Origin of the sequence: Furfurilactobacillus rossiae (assembly GCF_013394005.1) — a bacterium.
GTDB lineage: Bacteria > Bacillota > Bacilli > Lactobacillales > Lactobacillaceae > Furfurilactobacillus > Furfurilactobacillus rossiae.
On record NZ_CP040586.1, the window covers coordinates 2060544 to 2077539 of the forward strand.

Below are 16996 nucleotides of genomic sequence, written 5' to 3' on the forward strand. Positions count from 1 at the left end.
CGCTTTCATTTAGCAACCTAAAGCCTAAATCATGTAAGCCGTTGCAGCTGGGTTGATGACACCACGATCATAGTGGCCTGTAATCAAGTATGGCGCCATCTTGTCAGCATCAACTGACTCTAGCTTCAAGGTGTTGTACATGGTCGATGTAGCAAAGTGGAACCATGCAGCACCAAGTGGCTTAAGCACTGGTAATTCGCCAAATGGATCGTCATCAGTGGAGTCAACCTTAATGGACAGGCTCCCTGGTTCAACCCTGTCAGCCAAGTTGCGCATTTGTGTCGAAACTAACTCAACGTTTGTAAAGTGATTTGTCCCATCTTCATGTTGATCCAAGTCGTAGTTAAAGAAGAATGAGCTCATTTCAGCCTCTTTGTTCAGTGCCAATTGACCCGCAAATTGTTTCATGATAGAAGGGTCATTTAATTCACCTGCTGTCCAAGAAAGGTCTAATAGACGTTTGCCATGACGATCAACAACTGCACTGGCAGAATTGTCGTTGCGTCGTAATTCAATATTGTCAGCTAACTTCTTTGGAATGCCGGCACCTTCACGGCCGGCAGTCAGACCAGCCTCAGCACCAGGGCCATGTAGTAATAATTCAAGTGGATAAGCGCCCATCATCTTACCTTGATAACTAACAAGAACAAATAAACTCTGTTCCAAATAGGGTGCACCGAATGTTGGTTTACCCATGTGAACAACGTAACCACAAACAACTGGTGCCATCAATTGCAGTGGTGCAGGAATCAATTTCTTTAAGATTGCCTCGTCAGTTGCATATGCAAACCCAATCCCCTCTTGATCATTCATACTTGGTGACTTCAAAAAGTTTTTTACGTCTTCTTCACTTGCAACAAAACTAGCCATAATTAATCTTCCTTTCATTAACAAAAGTCATTTTAAACAGGTACTTTACGATTACATAATGCCATCCATGACATGAACATCAGGTGCACCGTTGTTAACAATGCGGTTTACCCGGTCGGAAATCAGTGGGTTGTATTCTGGGTGAGTCAAAATGTAGAAGTCGTTGTTTTCAAGTGCCTTAAAGACTGTGTCAGCGATAGTGTCAATTGGCTTACCATTTGTAATTACATACTTGGCAAATTGTTGACCTTTCATGTAAGCTTCACTTGAGTAGTAAGGGTCAGATGGATCACTGTATTGTGCTGGACGGTGATTTTCAGTGTGATAAAGGTCCGTTTGAACAAATCCCGGACACATAACGTGCATTTCAATGTCGGCGTTAATGCGTTGAAGATCATAAGCAGTTGCCTCTGTCATCCCTACAGCGGCAAACTTGCTGGCGTGGTAAGAAGGCATCCCTGGTGTGTCAACGAGTCCGGCAATGGAAGCAACGTTCAGAATGGCAGCGTGTGTCTTTTGCTTCAACATAATTGGAATAATCCGCTTCATTGCATAAACTTGGCTCATCACGTTGATATGCATGATCCATTCCCAATCACGGGTCGGTAACTCCCACATCCGTCCTGGCAATGCGATACCGGCGTTATTGATTAATAAATCAATTTGATTAAACTTAGCCATCGTTTGATCAACTGCATCGTTAACAGCATCCTCTTTGGTGATATCCGCGGTAATCATAATGGCGTCAGCACCAGCATCCGTGACATTCTTGTATGTTTCCTTTAATGCTGGCTCATCGATATCAACTATTGCCAACTTCATGCCCCGACGAGCACCCTCTTCAGCAATAACCTGGCCAAACCCGTGTGCGGCACCAGTAATAAACATAACCTTATCCTTAAAATCCTTCATAACACTGCTCCTCCTAAACGTTTTCACGACGCTCTAGAAATCGTTATTGTTGTGCTTATGAACGTTATGAGTACGTTTTAATATAATAATTTTTGTGAGCTTATTACCAAAAAATCCCCTGGAGATATTCAAACGTTATGTAACTAACTCTTGAATACACCTATATGTTAGCGCTTACACTAAACTTCAATAAGGGACAATCCATACAATAATCTGTAGATAGGACTGTACCTTTTTCACATTGTCGGAATAAAGAGCTGATAATCAAGGAATTATCAACTGTTGAGTAGGAAAACAAAATTAGCTTTATGAGAGTTTGTCGAGTTTCTTCTTTATCAACTGAATAAACTAAAGTATGTCAGTGATGATGCTAATACCCGTTTTCTGCTTCATAGTCGTAACGCGCTTTGACACCCCAGAGACCTGTTCGGCAACAAACCCAATTTTTTCTATTACATTATCGCAAACGCGCTCTCACCCACCGAAGTCTGTGCATAACCCGTTTTCCTGCTTCATAGTCATAACGCGCTTCGACACCCCAGAGACCTGTTCGGCAACAAACCCAATTTTTTCTATTACATTGTCGCAAACGCGCTCTCACCCACTGAAGTCTGTACATAACCCAAATACGCCGCCATAAAGACAAAGTTCGTCTTCATGACGGCGTATTTACGTTATTGCTCGACTTCAAACCGTGGGTGATCACACTCTAAAATAAAAAAACCGCAACCCCATCATTTTCATGACGAGATTGCGGGACTAAATGCTTTTTGATGTACTGAATTAGAGACGATCAGAAAAGCCTACCAACCGAAATTACTTAGCCTTTGGAGCTGCTTCGATCGTGTCAGTCTTACCAGCAGCCCAACGTTGGATTGCGGCAATTTCTTTTTCACGGCGAATACGACGTTGACGTTTAGCAACGGGACGTTGGCCGGCGAATGAGTTCAATGGTTTCTTTTCTGCCATGATGCTTCTCCTCTCAATACTGTGTTTAATAACACGTAATACTATACCAGCTTTAGACAACGTGAGCAAGCCCGGTTTAGTCATCAATGTAATAACCGCACCACAAACGGCCATAATAATTATTTTATTTTGGTCACGACCTCGTTCACACGCTACCGTTTTAACCGGACGTATTACTCTTCCACAGCCGTTGAAGCCGTGACCTGCTTAAAATTTTCTGGCTCCGTTTTTGCAACGTCTTGATGCTTCAAACCGATACCAGTCAAGCCACTTAATATAGAAAATACTGGTGACAATAAGCTAAATAATGCGAATGGTAAGTATTGCATCGTTGGAACACCAAGCGTGTTGGCTGCGAACACGCCGGCAACCCCCCACGGAATCAGGTAGTTAATAACCGTTCCGCCATCTTCAAGTGCCCGTCCTAATGCGACAGGAGCTAATCCGGATTCGTCAAATGTTTTCTTGAATGCCTTACCTGGAAGGATAACGGATAAGAATTGTTCACCGATGAAGATGTTAACGCCAATACTTGAGAGAACGACCGCAATGATCCGTTTGCCATCGGAGTTTAAATGCTTCGCAAACGGCGTCATCACAGCGTCAATCAGTCCAAACTGCATCAACAAACCACCAAGTGATAAGGTCAACACGATCAGTGAGACCGTTCCCATCATGCTTGCAATACCGCCACGTGATAATAATAAATCAACTTCTTTATTACCGGTGTGAGAAACAAATCCTGCTTCAATGATGCTAGCAATTTTGGTTAACTTAGTGCCTGGATGCTCAATCAGTAACATCACCAGCGAAACACCGATGTTTAAAAACAGGGTTGGAATCGCTGGCACTCGCCGCCATGCGCAAATGAACATGCACGCAATCGGCACAATCGCCCATGCTGAAATACTAAAATTGTTGTCTAAAATGTTGATGACATGATTGATGCTCGCTAAACTAGCACCCTTTTCGCCGCTGCCCATAATGGCAAATACAACTAACGCAATAATAAATGCGGGAATGGTGGACCACATCAAGTTCATAATGTGTTTGAATAGATCTGCATCAACAACCGCTGCAGTTAAGTTGGTTGATTCGGATAACGGTGACGATTTATCACCAAAAACTGCGCCGGAGATAATCGCGCCGGCCACTAAAGCTGGGTTAACGTGCATCGTAACGCCCATCCCGAAGAACGCAATGCCGACTGTAGAAATAACAGTAAAAGCACTACCGACGGCGCTACCAACCAGTGCGCAGACGACAAATACGGAAGGAACGAACCACTGAACACTGATTAAATGAAAACCGAAAACCATCAAGGATGGAATGATGCCAGCAGCAATCCATGTACTAATTAACGCACCAACCAGAATGAAAATGAAAATTGGGACAATCCCGGTTTCAATCCCATCCTTGATTCCTTCGTTAATTAACGACCATGGCAAACGGTGAGCAACACCCCATGCCATCAATAATCCCATAACTAACATAACGGGAACTTGGGGCGACAAACCAAATTTAATCACGCCAAATCCCATAATTAACAACATGCCTAGTAAGACAATTAGTGCTTCGTTACGACCAACTTTAAATGTTTGTTTTTCCATGTGAATACCTCATTTTTTGAATGTCCAAATTGTTGTAAACGTTGAGTGTCATTCATTGAGGTTCTATATCGAGGATTGCCCCCACAATTTTCTGTCATTTTCCATTGGCCCCCTTTTCTCTCTTTTTAATGCCGGACTGCGGCACCATTCTCCTAAATGTGCACCTAACTTCTGAATCCAAAGTTATGCAACACTCTAAATACAAAAAATCGTCCCTGCTATGCAATTATGCATAACAGGGACGATTAGTTTACCGTGGTACCACCCAGCTTAATAAAATGAGCCTAACGCCCATTATATTCACTCTCGCTGGGATAACGGTCCAACGGTGCCCGGTCATTTTCGTTTTCAGGTACTTCGATGAGATGATCCTGATCGGTTCGCAGCAACCACCGACTTCCTGACACACAGATCATTCACTACTAGGTTTGAAAACAATGATTAAATGTTGATTAGAAATATACTAGCATTTTAATCGTTTGTCAAATGATTTTCCTGATTTATTCTTCACAACCATGCGCCAATTGCAAACAGGGCAGTGTACCCAATGTAAAACAAAGATGTACTTTTAATCACTTTCATGTACGTTTTCTGCTTGTCTTGAACTGCGTAGAACGGTTTAATTCCTTGCCACATAATCGGCAGCAACACCACGCTTAGCACAGTGATCCACGGTGCCAGTCCCAAAACCAAGTTTACAATTGGCCATAAGCTGCCAACAATCAAGAAAACTTGCATCACTTGGACGGCCCGTTTGCGGCCAATGAAAAAAGCCAGTGTATGACGATTGTTTTTGATATCCTCGTCAAGATCCGCCGTGTTATTTCCTAATTGAACAGTAAAGAACAACAACGTAATTGGTAGACATAATGCAAACGTCGTACCCGCCACGCCCCATGTAAACGGACGCTGGCCGTAAATGCTGATGTAAACACAGACGAGTTCAATTAAATATGTAATGGAAAAAGCAACCACAGTTTCACAAATCGGCATGGCATTTAATGGATAGGGTCCCGCGGTGTAGAAAATACCGATTAGGTAACCAATAACCCCAAACAATAATACCGGCCATCCAGTACGCATGACTAAAACCACGCCAGGGATTGCAGAAATAATGTACAAGGTAACCGCTAGCCACCACACGCCACGCTTAGGCAAATGCAACCGGCCAATTGGATTTGTATGTGCAGCGTATCCTTCACGATCCGCGGCATGTACATAGTCATAGTAATTATCGGATACGTTAACTGCCAGGTCAAAAATGAACACATCCGCCAAACACAAAATAACGTTAAGCCAATTCACCACGCCATAACGATATTGAGCAATGGCAGAACCCAAAATGAACCACATAATATTTAACGGTGCGATATAAATCTCACTTAGCGTGACAAATACCGGCCACGTTAACCATTTTTTATTCATCTCTAACTCTCCTAACCCCTTGATACTCTAAGGCTATCACATTGCACACAACTTTTTATCACATTTTTTCAAACAATCGCACCATTTTGTTTGACCTTTTTTGACCTTTGGGTTAAACTACAATTACGTTGATTAGCAGAGCACCATTACAAGTGCTAAATAACAACGCAAATTACAAGGAGGCCTCAATTATGGCTTTGATTCCAACTGTTATTGAACAGTCCAGCCGTGGCGAACGTGCCTACGACATTTACTCACGACTATTAAAAGACCGGATCATTATGGTTTCCGGACCAATCGAAGATGACATGGCCAACGCCATCATCGCTCAATTGCTCTTCTTGGATGCCCAAGATTCTGATAAAGATATTTACATGTACATTAACTCACCCGGTGGTGTTATCACTTCCGGAATGGCAATCTACGACACCATGAACTTTGTTAAGTCTGATGTTCAAACGATTGTCATGGGAATGGCTGCTTCAATGGCTTCCATTCTGGCAACTTCTGGTGCTAAGGGCAAACGTTTTGCCTTACCACACTCAGAAATCTTGATTCACCAACCTTCTGGTGGTGCTCAAGGTCAACAAACTGAAATCGAAATCGTGGCTGAAGAAATTCTGAAGACACGGAAGATGATTAACAACTTGCTGGCTGAAAAGACTGGTCAAGACATTGAAACTATCAACAAGGATACTGAACGGGATAACTACATGACCGCTGAGCAAGCCTTAGATTATGGTTTGATTGACCACATTATGACTAACTCCAGCGAAATGCAAAAGTAGTCACAACAAGCAAAGACCTTCGTCAAATGACGAGGGTCTTTTTTTGCGTTTACAGTAAACAAAGAGGCCACAGTTAGTTGTTCATTAGCCATTTTAAGCTGTCCTGACGATGGCATTCGGGTGCATCTGTATGACCATCCATCATCAGGTTTTAGTTGAGCTCTTCTAATCGGCCATTGTTCAGTTGGTAGTGACGATCATACTTTGACAATAATTCGTGTGGAATATGATGGTCTACCTCGATCACTGTCAAATTAGTCAACGACAACAGTGTGTCATGAATCTGTCTTACCGTTGCTGAATCAAGGGAAGCTGTCCCCTCATCAATCAACAACACTTGTCGTTTAAATAACAATGCCCGCGCAATTTCAATGCGCTTTAACTGACCGCCTGAAAGATTTTTACCATCTTCGGCTATTTGCTGATTCAGCTTGGATTCTTTGATGACGTCACTGAGTCCAGCCTGTCTGACGGCTACTAAAATCGCACCCTCAGAAAATGGCATCCCTAAAGTCAGGTTATATCGGACAGTCTCGGCAAAGATAATCGGTATTTGTGAGACCTTGCTAAATAGATTTTCTACCTGAGCATCGTCATATTCCTGACCATTGAGTAACAGCTGTCCGTTTGTAACTGGCAACTCCTTTAACATAATCGACAGCAATGTTGATTTGCCCACCCCAGATGGGCCTTGAATCAACACTTTTTCGCCCTTCTGAACTCGCAAGTTAACGACATTTAAAATATCGCGATGTTCACGTTTAAAGCTGATATTTGTCAATCTCAATTCCTGAAACTGTGCCGATTTCATGGGCAACTCCGCTGTTACGCCTTCTTTGGAAATACTTCGACGCAACTGTTGGCGAATAGCCTTGGTACTGCCAATCTGGTTAATACAAGTCAGCATTTGATTGACGCTGTTTAAAATCATGTTGGTTGAATATTGGACTGCAACAAATTCCGGTAACGTTAACATTCCCGAAATAGTCAGGTAGATACCGATGGCAATCGGCGTTTCTGAAAATAGATAAAACAAATACATTAGCAGACTGTTGGCCAGTGCAATTCGATTCTTAAGCGCAGCATTCGCCTCTTCAACACTGCCGACATCCCTGAGTAGCTTAGTTCTGTAACCAGCCGCAGCATGATAGCGACGAATGGTCATTGCCCCATGTAATAGGTCCTTTACGCGTGTTGCCAACTGTGCATTTTTTTGTGACCAAACGGTTGCTTTAGTCGTCGTCCCTTTACTTGCCAAACGCTGAAAGACCGTTGGCACCAACATGAACGCTAAGAAAATCCCGGTTAGTCGAAAACTATTGTGTAACGCATATCCCATGGTAACCAAAATGGTCGTGCCGTATCCTAATAATCGAAACACGTTGCGCCAATAATTATCCTCGAGTAGCTTCAAATCATTCATTAAAAATGATAGACCATTTGCTTCGAAATCCTGCTGGCTGGGATCATCTCGCTCGACCTTTGCTTCTACATAACGGGTTTTTAGACGTAAATTGATAAACGCCACATTTTTATTGACTACCCAGCTTTGCTGGTATGACAAAAGCGAAAAGAATAAATATCCGCCTAGAACGATCGCCAGATAAATCCCAACGCCGGCCAAGTCACGCGTAGTAATCAGTTTAAAAATATAGGCATAGGTAGCCGTGTTAAAAGGAACTTCTAAGCCATTGATCAGCGCCACAACAATAGCGATGCTGAACCAACCGCGATGAATTATTTTGGTCATGCAATCTCCCCCATTCGCTCTTTATTAAAGCGAACCTATCACTGCTTGGGAGGCTACAACAACACCTTATTGTTAATATTTGCGTATATGCAAATTTATTTCTACCCACTAACCAGACTGTTTCTTTCGGCCTGAATTAGTTATTCTGAACCGCCTTCATTAGCATGCGTTGGATTCTTTCAAACGGCACGTCTGCCTCAGTGTACACACCTTGCCGCAAGTTGTCCGTGTGCAGTTTGATCGTCGAAAAAATAATGTTTCTAAGTAGTGAAATATCCACTTGCCGCAATGTTTTGTCAGCCAGCCCTTTAAATAACAACTGCTGTACGGCACTTTGATGAACGATGACATTAATTTGCTCACCAGCCTGCTCGTCAAAGACGTAATCCTCTTTTAACTTTTGAATGATCGTCATACTTTTAGGATAGGTCAAACCATAGTGAAACAGTTGCTCAAGATACTGTTTCATTGCTGTTTCAAACGACAGTGAACGCAAATCTTCCCCGCTGTCCTGAGCATACAAACGCTTCAATTCACGGACATATAGTGTAAGTAACAGTGCCTCACGATTCTTGAAATAAACGTAGATACTAGACTGGGAAATGCCAACTTGCTTAGCAATTTTTGTAGTTGAAACTGCACCGACACTATCGGTAATAATCAGATCGCCAGCAACATCAAGAATGCGATTATATTTTTGGTCGTCTTTTTTCTTCATCCTTCTGATCCCATTTCTTTAAAAGTAATTTATTTTAGTTTACCACTTGATACCGATAAGTCTATCGGTTATAATCTTTACCGATAGAGCTATCATTTATAAAACAAACTTTATCAAATAAATGAAATTTAAAAAGAAGGCACTTATTATGAAAGTTTTTGTTACAGGTGGTAATGGCTTCATTGGTCAGGTTGTTGTTAAAACCCTAATTAAACATGGTCATGAGGTTCTTGCACTGGCTCATTCAGATCATTCGGCTCAACAATTAACTCAGGCAGGCGCCACACCCGTTAAAGGCTCACTGAACGATTTAGATACCTTATCAACGGCCGCAAAGAGCAGTGATGGTGTTATTCACCTCGCTTTTACTAATGATTTTAACCATTATGATGAAGCCGTCGCTAAAGACATGGCTGCTGTCAAAGCGCTTGGCGATGCTTTAGCCAACACCGACAAGCCACTAGTTAATACATCTGGGACCTTAATGGCGGTTGGCATGGGACGCACTGCTACCGAACAGGACCATATGGCACACCCCGTTGGTCGAGCAGCTTCCGAAGCACTGGCGCTCAGTTATGCACAACAGGGCGTTCGCGCCAGCGTTGTTCGTTTAGCACCCACGGTTCATGACGTTCAGCGTCAAGGATTTGGTAGCATTCTGGCTCAAATGGCGGTTAATCAAGGTAAGATTGGCTACGTCGGTGATGGCGCCAATGTTTGGCCATCCGTTCATCGTAACGATGCAGCACAGCTGTTCGTGGCCGCATTAGAAAACGGCGAGGCCGGCGCGACCTATAACGCGGTTGCCGAAGAAGGTGTTCCTGTAAAGACCATTGTTGAAACAATTGGCAACACGTTGCGTGTGCCGGTAGAACACTTTGATGAAGAGACTGCTAAGGCCTACTTTGGCTGGTTTGAACCTACCGTTGTCGGCAGTAATCCCACCAGCAGCACGTGGACTCAAGCGGCGTTGGACTGGCATCCGCGCGAAACAGGTTTGCTTGACGATTTAAAGACATGTTTGAGCAACCCCGCCAATGTCGCCGCACTGCAACAGCCACGCAATTAACTCGAGCATAAATAAAATGACCGGTTTCCCAGTTAAAGGAAATCGGTCATTTTATTTATGCTCACATCAAACTACAAACACGACAACTACGCTGAAATAATGTCATCCTCACGCAGTTTATCAGCGAATTCATTGATTTTCCGCAAACGGTGATTAACGCCAGACTTGGAAATTGGTCCTCCCGGAATCAGGTCACCTAGTTCCTTCAAACTCACTTCACGATTGGCCAATCTAGTCTCGGCCATGGCCTGAAGCTTAGCTGGTAACTGACCTAATCCAACACGCGATTTGATGTACTCGATGTTATCAATTTGGCGAGAACTGGCAGATGCGACTTTCTCCATGTTCGCCGTCTCACAGTTAACAAGCCGATTGACTGAATTACGCATGTCACGCATAATGCGCACATCTTCAAACTTTAGCATGGCATTAGTCGCTCCAATTAAGGTGAGAAAATCAGAAATTTTCTCGCCTTCCTTAAGATAAGTAATGTAGCCACTTCGACGATTGGTCATTCGGGCGTTCAAGTCATACTGATTCATTAACTCACAAATCTGTTGATTCTGTTCTTCATACAAAGAATAAACCTCGAGATGATAACGACTGGTGTCCGGGTTATTAACCGAACCACCTGCCAAAAATGCGCCTCTTAAATACGAGCGAACTTCGCTATCTTCGGTAAGCACATTTTGTGGCACCACCTCTTCGATTCCCATGTCACCTAACACATGAAGATCGTTTAAAACTTGTTGCGTACCGGTCTTTAGCCGCACGACATACATGTTGTTTTTCTTAAGTTTGACGTTTTTACGAACAATCAGTTCTGCTTCCAAACGGTAAAACTGCTTTAATAATGCATAAATTCGTCGAGCAATCGCCGGATTTTCCGTTTGCACGTTTAACACAAACGCGTGGTTAACAATGCTGACCGCGCCGTTCATGCGAATCAAGGCCATTAATTCAGCCTTACCATTCGCCGCGTGCACCTTTAATCCAGTCAGCTCTTTTTTTACGTCACTGGCATAGGACATCGTGCTGCCTCCTTTTTTATCACCTTATCAATCAAGGCAGTTATTGAATATGTTTATGTGCAAGCAACTTCATCAGCTCGGCAACCACTTTGGTCCCGTCATGAAAAGCACCGGCATCCCGTAACTGTAGTAAATTGGCTCGAATTGAGCGGACACCCATCCTGGTCAATGCGTCGGTATCAGATGTCACTTGTGTTGACACCTCGTTCCAGCGTTTCCAATCCATGTAATCCTCTGGAACCCGTTCGGTATTCACAAGGACTGTATCCACGAAATTGGCGCCCAAATGCTTGTTTAATACCTGAACATGATCAGCATCAGTAAAGTGATCCGTTTCACCCTTCTGCGTCATAATGTTACAAATATACACAACTTCCGCAGGAGTATGCATAATTGCCTCGCCCACGTTTGACACCATCAGGTTTGGCAAAATGCTTGTAAATAGACTACCAGGTCCCAACACGATCAAATCGGCGCCTAAAATGGCATCGATTACGGCTGGCATGGCCTTAGCAATCTCATCGTCAGAATCTGGCTGTGGTGTGACCCACACCCGTTTAATCTGTTTGTGGGCAGCCGTGATTTCAGCCTCACCGGCGAGTTGCGTGCCATCGGTAAACTCAGCGTGAAGCACCAACGGTTCATTGGCAACTGGATAAACATGCCCATCTACATGCATCATTTCGGACAGTTCCTGAACAGCGCCAAACACGCCATGCTCCATTTCAGTAAGCGCCGCGATAATTAAATTACCAATCGCATGACCGGAGAAGAAGTTATCGTTAGCTTCAAACCGATACTGAAAAACCTTCAATTCCAATGGTGACAGCCGCGACAAGGCGGCCATGACATTACGAATATCACCAGGTGGCACAACGTTAATATAGTTCCGAATGATTCCCGAAGAACCACCGTCATCTGCGACCGTCACAACGGCAGTTACATCGACGTCCTGCTTATGCAGGGAATTAAGGACAACGGGCAAACCCGTGCCTCCGCCAATGACAACTACGCGTGGCCGCCGCTTCTCCATGATTTCTCTCATGAGCGGTTAACCGTTTCCTTTCGTTTCTCCACGTCACGATGACTGACATGGACGCGATAGTCCTGACTTAAATCTTTGCCTAGTCGCTCTGTGATAGCGACTGACCGATGTTGCCCACCAGTACAACCAATTGCAACGGTCAAACTGGTTTTGCCCTCTTTTTGATAGCCAGGCAAGGTCAGTTTTAAAAGCTCTAAAAACTGCTTGTAAAAGGATTCCGTGGCGGGCTGTTTCATTACGTAATCATACACAGCAGGGTCACGGCCAGTCAGTGATTTTAATTCAGGCACATAATATGGATTTGGTAAAAATCGAACGTCCATCACGATGTCCGCATCAATCGGCAAACCATATTTGTACCCAAATGACAAAATTTCAACATGAAATTCCGACTGTTTATCTTGATTTTCAAATTGTTCAAAAATATCTTCGCGTAGCTGACGTGGCGTCAAATGATCCGTGTTGATGACCAAGTCTGCCCGTTCCTTCATTTCCGACAGCAAGCTTCGCTCCTGATGAATACCATCTAAAACTCGGCCATCCATGGCTAATGGATGTGCCCTCCGAGTTTCCTTGTACCGTGCCACTAATTCGGCATCAGACGCATCGAGAAATAATACCGATGTATCTACCGTGCCAGTGCTTAAGGAAATTGCAATCATTTCCTGTAGGTCATCAAAAAATTCACGTGAACGTAAATCTACGACAAGCGCAACTTTTTTAACATTTCCTGACTGCCTAACCAACTGCCAAAACTTTGGCAATAGTTTGGGTGGCATGTTATCCATAACAAAGTAGCCCAAGTCCTCAAAGCTTTGCATGGCAACCGTTTTGCCAGCACCACTCATCCCTGTAATAATAACCAATTTCAGTTGTTGTGCCACTTCTTTGCCCCCTTACGTCGCCGCTTATTGCTTTTCTTTGCTCAGCTGACGACGTCACTTGTAACAGTATAACATACCGGGTGTGTCTTTTTATTCATCTGCATCTACTTTAGTTACTATTGGCTTTTTTTGTGACTGTTGTGACTGTTGTGACTGTCGATGCCAACGCCAACTAGCTACTGCTGCCGTCATTGGCACCGTAATGAGAACACCGATAAACGATAACAACACCATTAACAATTCCGCAACAAACACCTTGTCATTAAAAACCTCACCAATTGAATAGCGAAGACCGACGAACCATATGAACAACGATAAGAAACCACCAAAAAAGCCGAAGAACAAAGTATTAAACGTGGTCCCAATAATCTGTTTACCGACGTTCAAACCATCGCCAAACAAACGTTTTCCGGTTATTGTAGGCTGTTGCATTTCAATCTCCGATAGACCTGATGAAATGGCCATAGCTGCCTCAGCAATGGCACCTAATGTGCTTAACACAACGGTGCATATTTCGACCTTCAAAAAAGAAATGCCAATATACAGCGACATGCCTTCCAAGTCTTCACTGTCCTCATCCCCGAATCCAGCGACCTGCGCCCAGTGCTCCACAGGCACAATAAACAACAAAAGTAACAACATCACGATAACGGAAGCGTAAAAAGCTGTCGTCGTACTGTTGTCATCATCATTCCCAAAGAAAATCGTCACAGCCAATATAATCGTCCCAGCAACTAATGTGACAGGCAGTGGCGGCAAGTGAAACTGAACTAACACGATGGTTAAAAACAACAACGCAAAGTTAACACCGAGACTGACAAACGCAATTGCCCCCTGTTTACCACCCACAGCCCACATGGCTAAGAAAAGCAACAATGCCAACACACTAAAGGTTGTCATCTGTCATCACCTTCTTCTTCATCAATCGGCTTGCAACGAAACTGGCCACTGGAATGGCTAATACAATTCCTAGACCACTGATTAAACTTTGAATAACCCCCATCGACATATTCATCATGTAAGTATATCCCCAGTTATTACCATTCTTTAAGTACAAGAGTGTCAACGGAAAGGTATCGGCTACAAAGATAAGGAACAGCACGTTGATCAAAGGTCCCATAATGGAGCGACCAACGTTTCGTCCTGATAAAAATAGCTGGTTTCTACTAACATCTGGACGTTCAGCTTGCAGTTCAAACAGTGTTGCCACGATATCTGTTGACTCATCCATCACCGCCCCTAAAGACCCAATCAGTGTCTCTGCTAAAAACAAGGGTCGCGGCAATGTGGTCACATACTGAAGCCCTTCATAGTGCATACCCCGTTCATGGGTAAGCGCGAACACAATCAGGCTGATTAAAATTGCTAACGCCGTCCCGGATAATGTCGCCGTTAGCGTAATGACCGTTTGTCGACTCCAACCTAAAACCAGCCACAGCGTTAAAGCTGCAAAAACAACACTAATTAGACTAAAAATGACAAACACATTGCCATTTTTTAAACTCAAATCGATGTTGATTGCTAAGAAGAACAGCACTGCATTTAGTCCAACGGATAACAATGCCATAAAACCGGCCGAGCGCATAAAGATAAACAGCAAACTGATTACAATCCAGGTCAGTAAAGCGACAACGGTATCTCGCTTTGGTCCTTTAATATTCGACTGTTGACCTCGAGTTAGTTTTGAAATGAATACCTGATTGCCCACGCGATAGGGTTGATCCATTGCCCCGGAACGACTGTATGTATTGCTTAAAGTAATCTTTTGTCCCTTGTGAATTGTGTTAATCAAAACTGCATTGATCCGCTGATGGACTGTTGCATCTTGATTTTCAAACTCATCTTGTTGTTTGACAGGGCGTTCATTACGTACATTAGTAATTTTAGCGATTGGTCGTTGATAAATTGGGGCATCGTAAGCAACGCCTAGTACCAACAGTCCGCCAAACAAGACACAAACTAGGGTTACCCACCAGTTTGCAGAGTGTTTTGGTTTAACATTCATGTGACGATTTCCCCGCTTTCAAAAATAAACGCAAGCACCCTAACCCAACTCGTTTTTTCATAAATCTACGTTTCATTCTACCACCCGCACTAACACGTCTTTCAAAACGTAACTAAAACTAAACTTGCCAACGATTTTTTAACAGTAATTAATAATTGTGAGCAATTTTGTGTCTAAAACGAAAAACTGTCTTGATCGATTGACCAAAACAGTTCCATTGTTGTTTTAAATAGATGGCTAAATTGTGAATCAATATTAAATAACATTGTCCGTGAAGATGGATTAAACCGCTCTTTGCGGACTAATAAGTGCCATTTATGTGATCGCCTAACTAGGTCAGCGGGAGGGCGCCAACATTGATACCGAGCCGTGAAAGTGTTGTTAATTCGAATGCACTTCTCGAATTTACAACACGGACGGTCACGGGGACTCGGAATTTCACGAGGCTCTGTGACGAGGTGAAAGACCGTGAACTTCGGGCTTGAACCGGTCCCACGGCGAGCGTGTCAATGTTGGCAACCGAAAGCGGCATTTTCACCACGCCCACAACCTCCTCTGAGGTTAAATCAATTACATGACATCAATAGAATCATCGTTTTTATAATGCCGTTTCAACCAGTAATAAAGTGGAATTCCTAGTCCAATAATAACCAGTGACGTTGCCGCCCCAACAAAATCGAAGAACAGTTCACTGATAACCACAAAACTAGTTCCGATGATGGCAATAATTGGAACTACTGGATACCCCGGCGTGCTGAACCCAGCCGGTTTGCCACCATTGCGATGACGCAAGATAAAGACACCAACAAACGCAGCAATATAAAAACTGTACATCGCAAAAATACAGAGCTCAGATAGTCGATCAGTATCAACAGTCAGGATCATTAAACTAGTCAATGCCAGTAAAATCGTTGTTGCAACGACCGGCGTTTGTGTGTGACGGTTCAGGCTACTAATTTGTTTGGCAAACGGCAAATGGCGTTTAGCGGCCATCGCATAATAAATCCGTGGAAAGGACATCATTTTACCATTCAACGCACCAATAATTGAGATCATTATCCCAATATTAACGAGTCGTCCACCGAATGCCCCAAACGCATTTAAGGCAAAGTAGGCCGTCGCGTTCTGGCCGAGTTCATTAATTTTAGCTGCACTTAAAGACCGAAAAATACCAAATGTTACCCCGAGGTATAACACAATAACAATGGTAATTCCCAAAATGATGGCTAACGGTAACAACTTTTCGGGCCGTTTGATTTCGCCACCTAGATTAGTCACCAGAATCCAGCCATCATAGGCAAAGATGGTACCTAACACAGCAACGCCAAAGTTACCAACACTCTGGTGAATACTCGTTACCGTCTCACCGAAGCCAGCCTCACGACCAAAGAAGAGCCCGAAAATTACGATTGCCGCAATCGGCAATAGCTTACAAATGGTTGTCACAATCGCAAAGGCGGCACCATAGCGATTTTCCAACATATTCAGCATCGCGATCAGAATAATGGTGCCAATCGCAATTGGTGCCTTCCAAACCGACCCGAGACCAAAGAAGTTAGTGACCAACAAGCCTAAATACCCAGCGATCGAGCCGACAATTGCTGGTGCATAAACGATAACCTGCATCCAGCCTGACATGAAGCCCCAGAATTCACCATAAATATGGGTCATATATTGGTAAAGACCCCCAGTATGCGGAATTTGAGAACCAATTTCAGATAACGTCAGCCCGTCGGCTAGGGTAATTAGTCCCCCTAGCAGCCAAGCCAACATCGCTAAGTTGGTAGAACCAGTCATTTGTAAAACAGATGCTTGCTTAAAAAATATCCCGGAACCAATGACTGTACCGATTACAATCGCTAGTGCAGACCACAGTCCTAGAGAACGTTTCAATTCAACGTGACTCTCTTGCATTGCCTA

The 16996-nt window shown here is 43.5% G+C and carries 15 protein-coding genes; 2 read left to right on the forward strand and 13 right to left on the reverse strand.

Features of this window, described 5'->3' with window-relative positions:
- Positions 1–24: 24 nt before the first annotated feature.
- The 5 genes from LROSL1_RS10015 to LROSL1_RS10035 form a co-directional block, all read right to left on the reverse strand.
- Positions 25–870, reverse strand: a complete 846-nt coding sequence (locus tag LROSL1_RS10015) for an acetoacetate decarboxylase family protein (protein WP_178914479.1) — start codon at positions 868–870, stop codon at positions 25–27.
- Positions 871–921: 51 nt separating this feature from the next.
- Entirely contained in the window at positions 922–1782 is an 861-nt protein-coding gene (locus LROSL1_RS10020; RefSeq protein ID WP_178914480.1) for an SDR family NAD(P)-dependent oxidoreductase, read from the reverse strand.
- 816 nt (positions 1783–2598) lie between these two features.
- Positions 2599–2751 carry a hypothetical protein gene (locus LROSL1_RS10025; protein ID WP_017262184.1) on the reverse strand — a complete coding sequence of 51 codons (153 nt, stop codon included), beginning with the start codon at positions 2749–2751 and terminating at the stop codon, positions 2599–2601.
- A 173-nt stretch (positions 2752–2924) separates the two neighbouring features.
- Entirely contained in the window at positions 2925–4361 is a 1437-nt protein-coding gene (gene nhaC, locus LROSL1_RS10030) for a Na+/H+ antiporter NhaC (RefSeq protein WP_178914481.1), read from the reverse strand.
- 507 nt (positions 4362–4868) lie between these two features.
- On the reverse strand, positions 4869–5786 hold the full coding sequence (locus LROSL1_RS10035) for a prenyltransferase (protein ID WP_178914482.1): 918 nt from the start codon (positions 5784–5786) through the stop codon (positions 4869–4871).
- A 191-nt stretch (positions 5787–5977) separates the two neighbouring features.
- On the opposite strand from LROSL1_RS10035, the gene clpP reads away from it, so the two are divergent.
- Positions 5978–6574 (forward strand): ATP-dependent Clp endopeptidase proteolytic subunit ClpP, encoded by a 597-nt coding sequence (clpP, locus tag LROSL1_RS10040; RefSeq protein ID WP_017262181.1) that lies wholly within the window; start codon positions 5978–5980, stop codon positions 6572–6574.
- Between the two features lie 151 nt (positions 6575–6725).
- Here the strand turns inward: clpP and LROSL1_RS10045 are convergent, their stop codons facing one another.
- Positions 6726–8324: an ATP-binding cassette domain-containing protein gene (locus LROSL1_RS10045; protein WP_178914483.1), complete on the reverse strand. Its 1599-nt coding sequence runs from the start codon at positions 8322–8324 to the stop codon at positions 6726–6728.
- Between the two features lie 136 nt (positions 8325–8460).
- Positions 8461–9042: a TetR/AcrR family transcriptional regulator gene (locus LROSL1_RS10050; protein WP_178914484.1), complete on the reverse strand. Its 582-nt coding sequence runs from the start codon at positions 9040–9042 to the stop codon at positions 8461–8463.
- A gap of 148 nt (positions 9043–9190) precedes the next feature.
- On the opposite strand from LROSL1_RS10050, the gene LROSL1_RS10055 reads away from it, so the two are divergent.
- Positions 9191–10111 carry an SDR family oxidoreductase gene (locus LROSL1_RS10055; protein WP_178914485.1) on the forward strand — a complete coding sequence of 307 codons (921 nt, stop codon included), beginning with the start codon at positions 9191–9193 and terminating at the stop codon, positions 10109–10111.
- A gap of 86 nt (positions 10112–10197) precedes the next feature.
- On the opposite strand, the gene whiA is transcribed toward LROSL1_RS10055, so the two are convergent.
- From whiA to LROSL1_RS10085, 6 genes are all read right to left on the reverse strand, one after another.
- The gene (gene whiA / locus LROSL1_RS10060) at positions 10198–11142 is read right to left on the reverse strand and encodes a DNA-binding protein WhiA (RefSeq protein ID WP_017262177.1); all 945 of its coding nucleotides are present in this window, start codon (positions 11140–11142) and stop codon (positions 10198–10200) included.
- A 40-nt stretch (positions 11143–11182) separates the two neighbouring features.
- Complete coding sequence (locus tag LROSL1_RS10065; protein ID WP_225440520.1) at positions 11183–12175, reverse strand: gluconeogenesis factor YvcK family protein; 993 nt, start codon at positions 12173–12175, stop codon at positions 11183–11185.
- An 8-nt stretch (positions 12176–12183) separates the two neighbouring features.
- Positions 12184–13071, reverse strand: coding sequence for an RNase adapter RapZ (gene rapZ / locus LROSL1_RS10070; RefSeq protein ID WP_017262175.1), 888 nt, complete (start codon positions 13069–13071; stop codon positions 12184–12186).
- Between the two features lie 90 nt (positions 13072–13161).
- Positions 13162–13971 (reverse strand): YibE/F family protein, encoded by an 810-nt coding sequence (locus LROSL1_RS10075; RefSeq protein ID WP_178914487.1) that lies wholly within the window; start codon positions 13969–13971, stop codon positions 13162–13164.
- Positions 13958–15076, reverse strand: a complete 1119-nt coding sequence (locus LROSL1_RS10080) for a YibE/F family protein (protein WP_178914488.1) — start codon at positions 15074–15076, stop codon at positions 13958–13960. Before LROSL1_RS10080 ends, LROSL1_RS10075 begins: the two co-directional genes overlap by 14 nt.
- A gap of 570 nt (positions 15077–15646) precedes the next feature.
- Positions 15647–16990: an APC family permease gene (locus tag LROSL1_RS10085; RefSeq protein WP_178914489.1), complete on the reverse strand. Its 1344-nt coding sequence runs from the start codon at positions 16988–16990 to the stop codon at positions 15647–15649.
- Between the last annotated feature and the right edge of the window lie 6 nt (positions 16991–16996).

Bases quoted from the DNA above. Each gene is read 5' to 3' on its own strand.
- LROSL1_RS10085 (WP_178914489.1), bottom strand. From the start codon at position 16,990: ATGCAAGAGAGTCACGTTGAATTGAAACGTTCTCTAGGACTGTGGTCT.
- LROSL1_RS10050 (WP_178914484.1), bottom strand. From the start codon at position 9,042: ATGAAGAAAAAAGACGACCAAAAATATAATCGCATTCTTGATGTTGCT.
- LROSL1_RS10055 (WP_178914485.1), top strand. From the start codon at position 9,191: ATGAAAGTTTTTGTTACAGGTGGTAATGGCTTCATTGGTCAGGTTGTT.
- LROSL1_RS10035 (WP_178914482.1), bottom strand. From the start codon at position 5,786: ATGAATAAAAAATGGTTAACGTGGCCGGTATTTGTCACGCTAAGTGAG.
- nhaC (WP_178914481.1), bottom strand. From the start codon at position 4,361: ATGGAAAAACAAACATTTAAAGTTGGTCGTAACGAAGCACTAATTGTC.
- LROSL1_RS10045 (WP_178914483.1), bottom strand. From the start codon at position 8,324: ATGACCAAAATAATTCATCGCGGTTGGTTCAGCATCGCTATTGTTGTG.
- LROSL1_RS10065 (WP_225440520.1), bottom strand. From the start codon at position 12,175: ATGGAGAAGCGGCGGCCACGCGTAGTTGTCATTGGCGGAGGCACGGGT.
- LROSL1_RS10020 (WP_178914480.1), bottom strand. From the start codon at position 1,782: ATGAAGGATTTTAAGGATAAGGTTATGTTTATTACTGGTGCCGCACAC.
- whiA (WP_017262177.1), bottom strand. From the start codon at position 11,142: ATGTCCTATGCCAGTGACGTAAAAAAAGAGCTGACTGGATTAAAGGTG.
- LROSL1_RS10075 (WP_178914487.1), bottom strand. From the start codon at position 13,971: ATGACAACCTTTAGTGTGTTGGCATTGTTGCTTTTCTTAGCCATGTGG.
- clpP (WP_017262181.1), top strand. From the start codon at position 5,978: ATGGCTTTGATTCCAACTGTTATTGAACAGTCCAGCCGTGGCGAACGT.
- LROSL1_RS10080 (WP_178914488.1), bottom strand. From the start codon at position 15,076: ATGAATGTTAAACCAAAACACTCTGCAAACTGGTGGGTAACCCTAGTT.
- LROSL1_RS10015 (WP_178914479.1), bottom strand. From the start codon at position 870: ATGGCTAGTTTTGTTGCAAGTGAAGAAGACGTAAAAAACTTTTTGAAG.
- LROSL1_RS10025 (WP_017262184.1), bottom strand. From the start codon at position 2,751: ATGGCAGAAAAGAAACCATTGAACTCATTCGCCGGCCAACGTCCCGTT.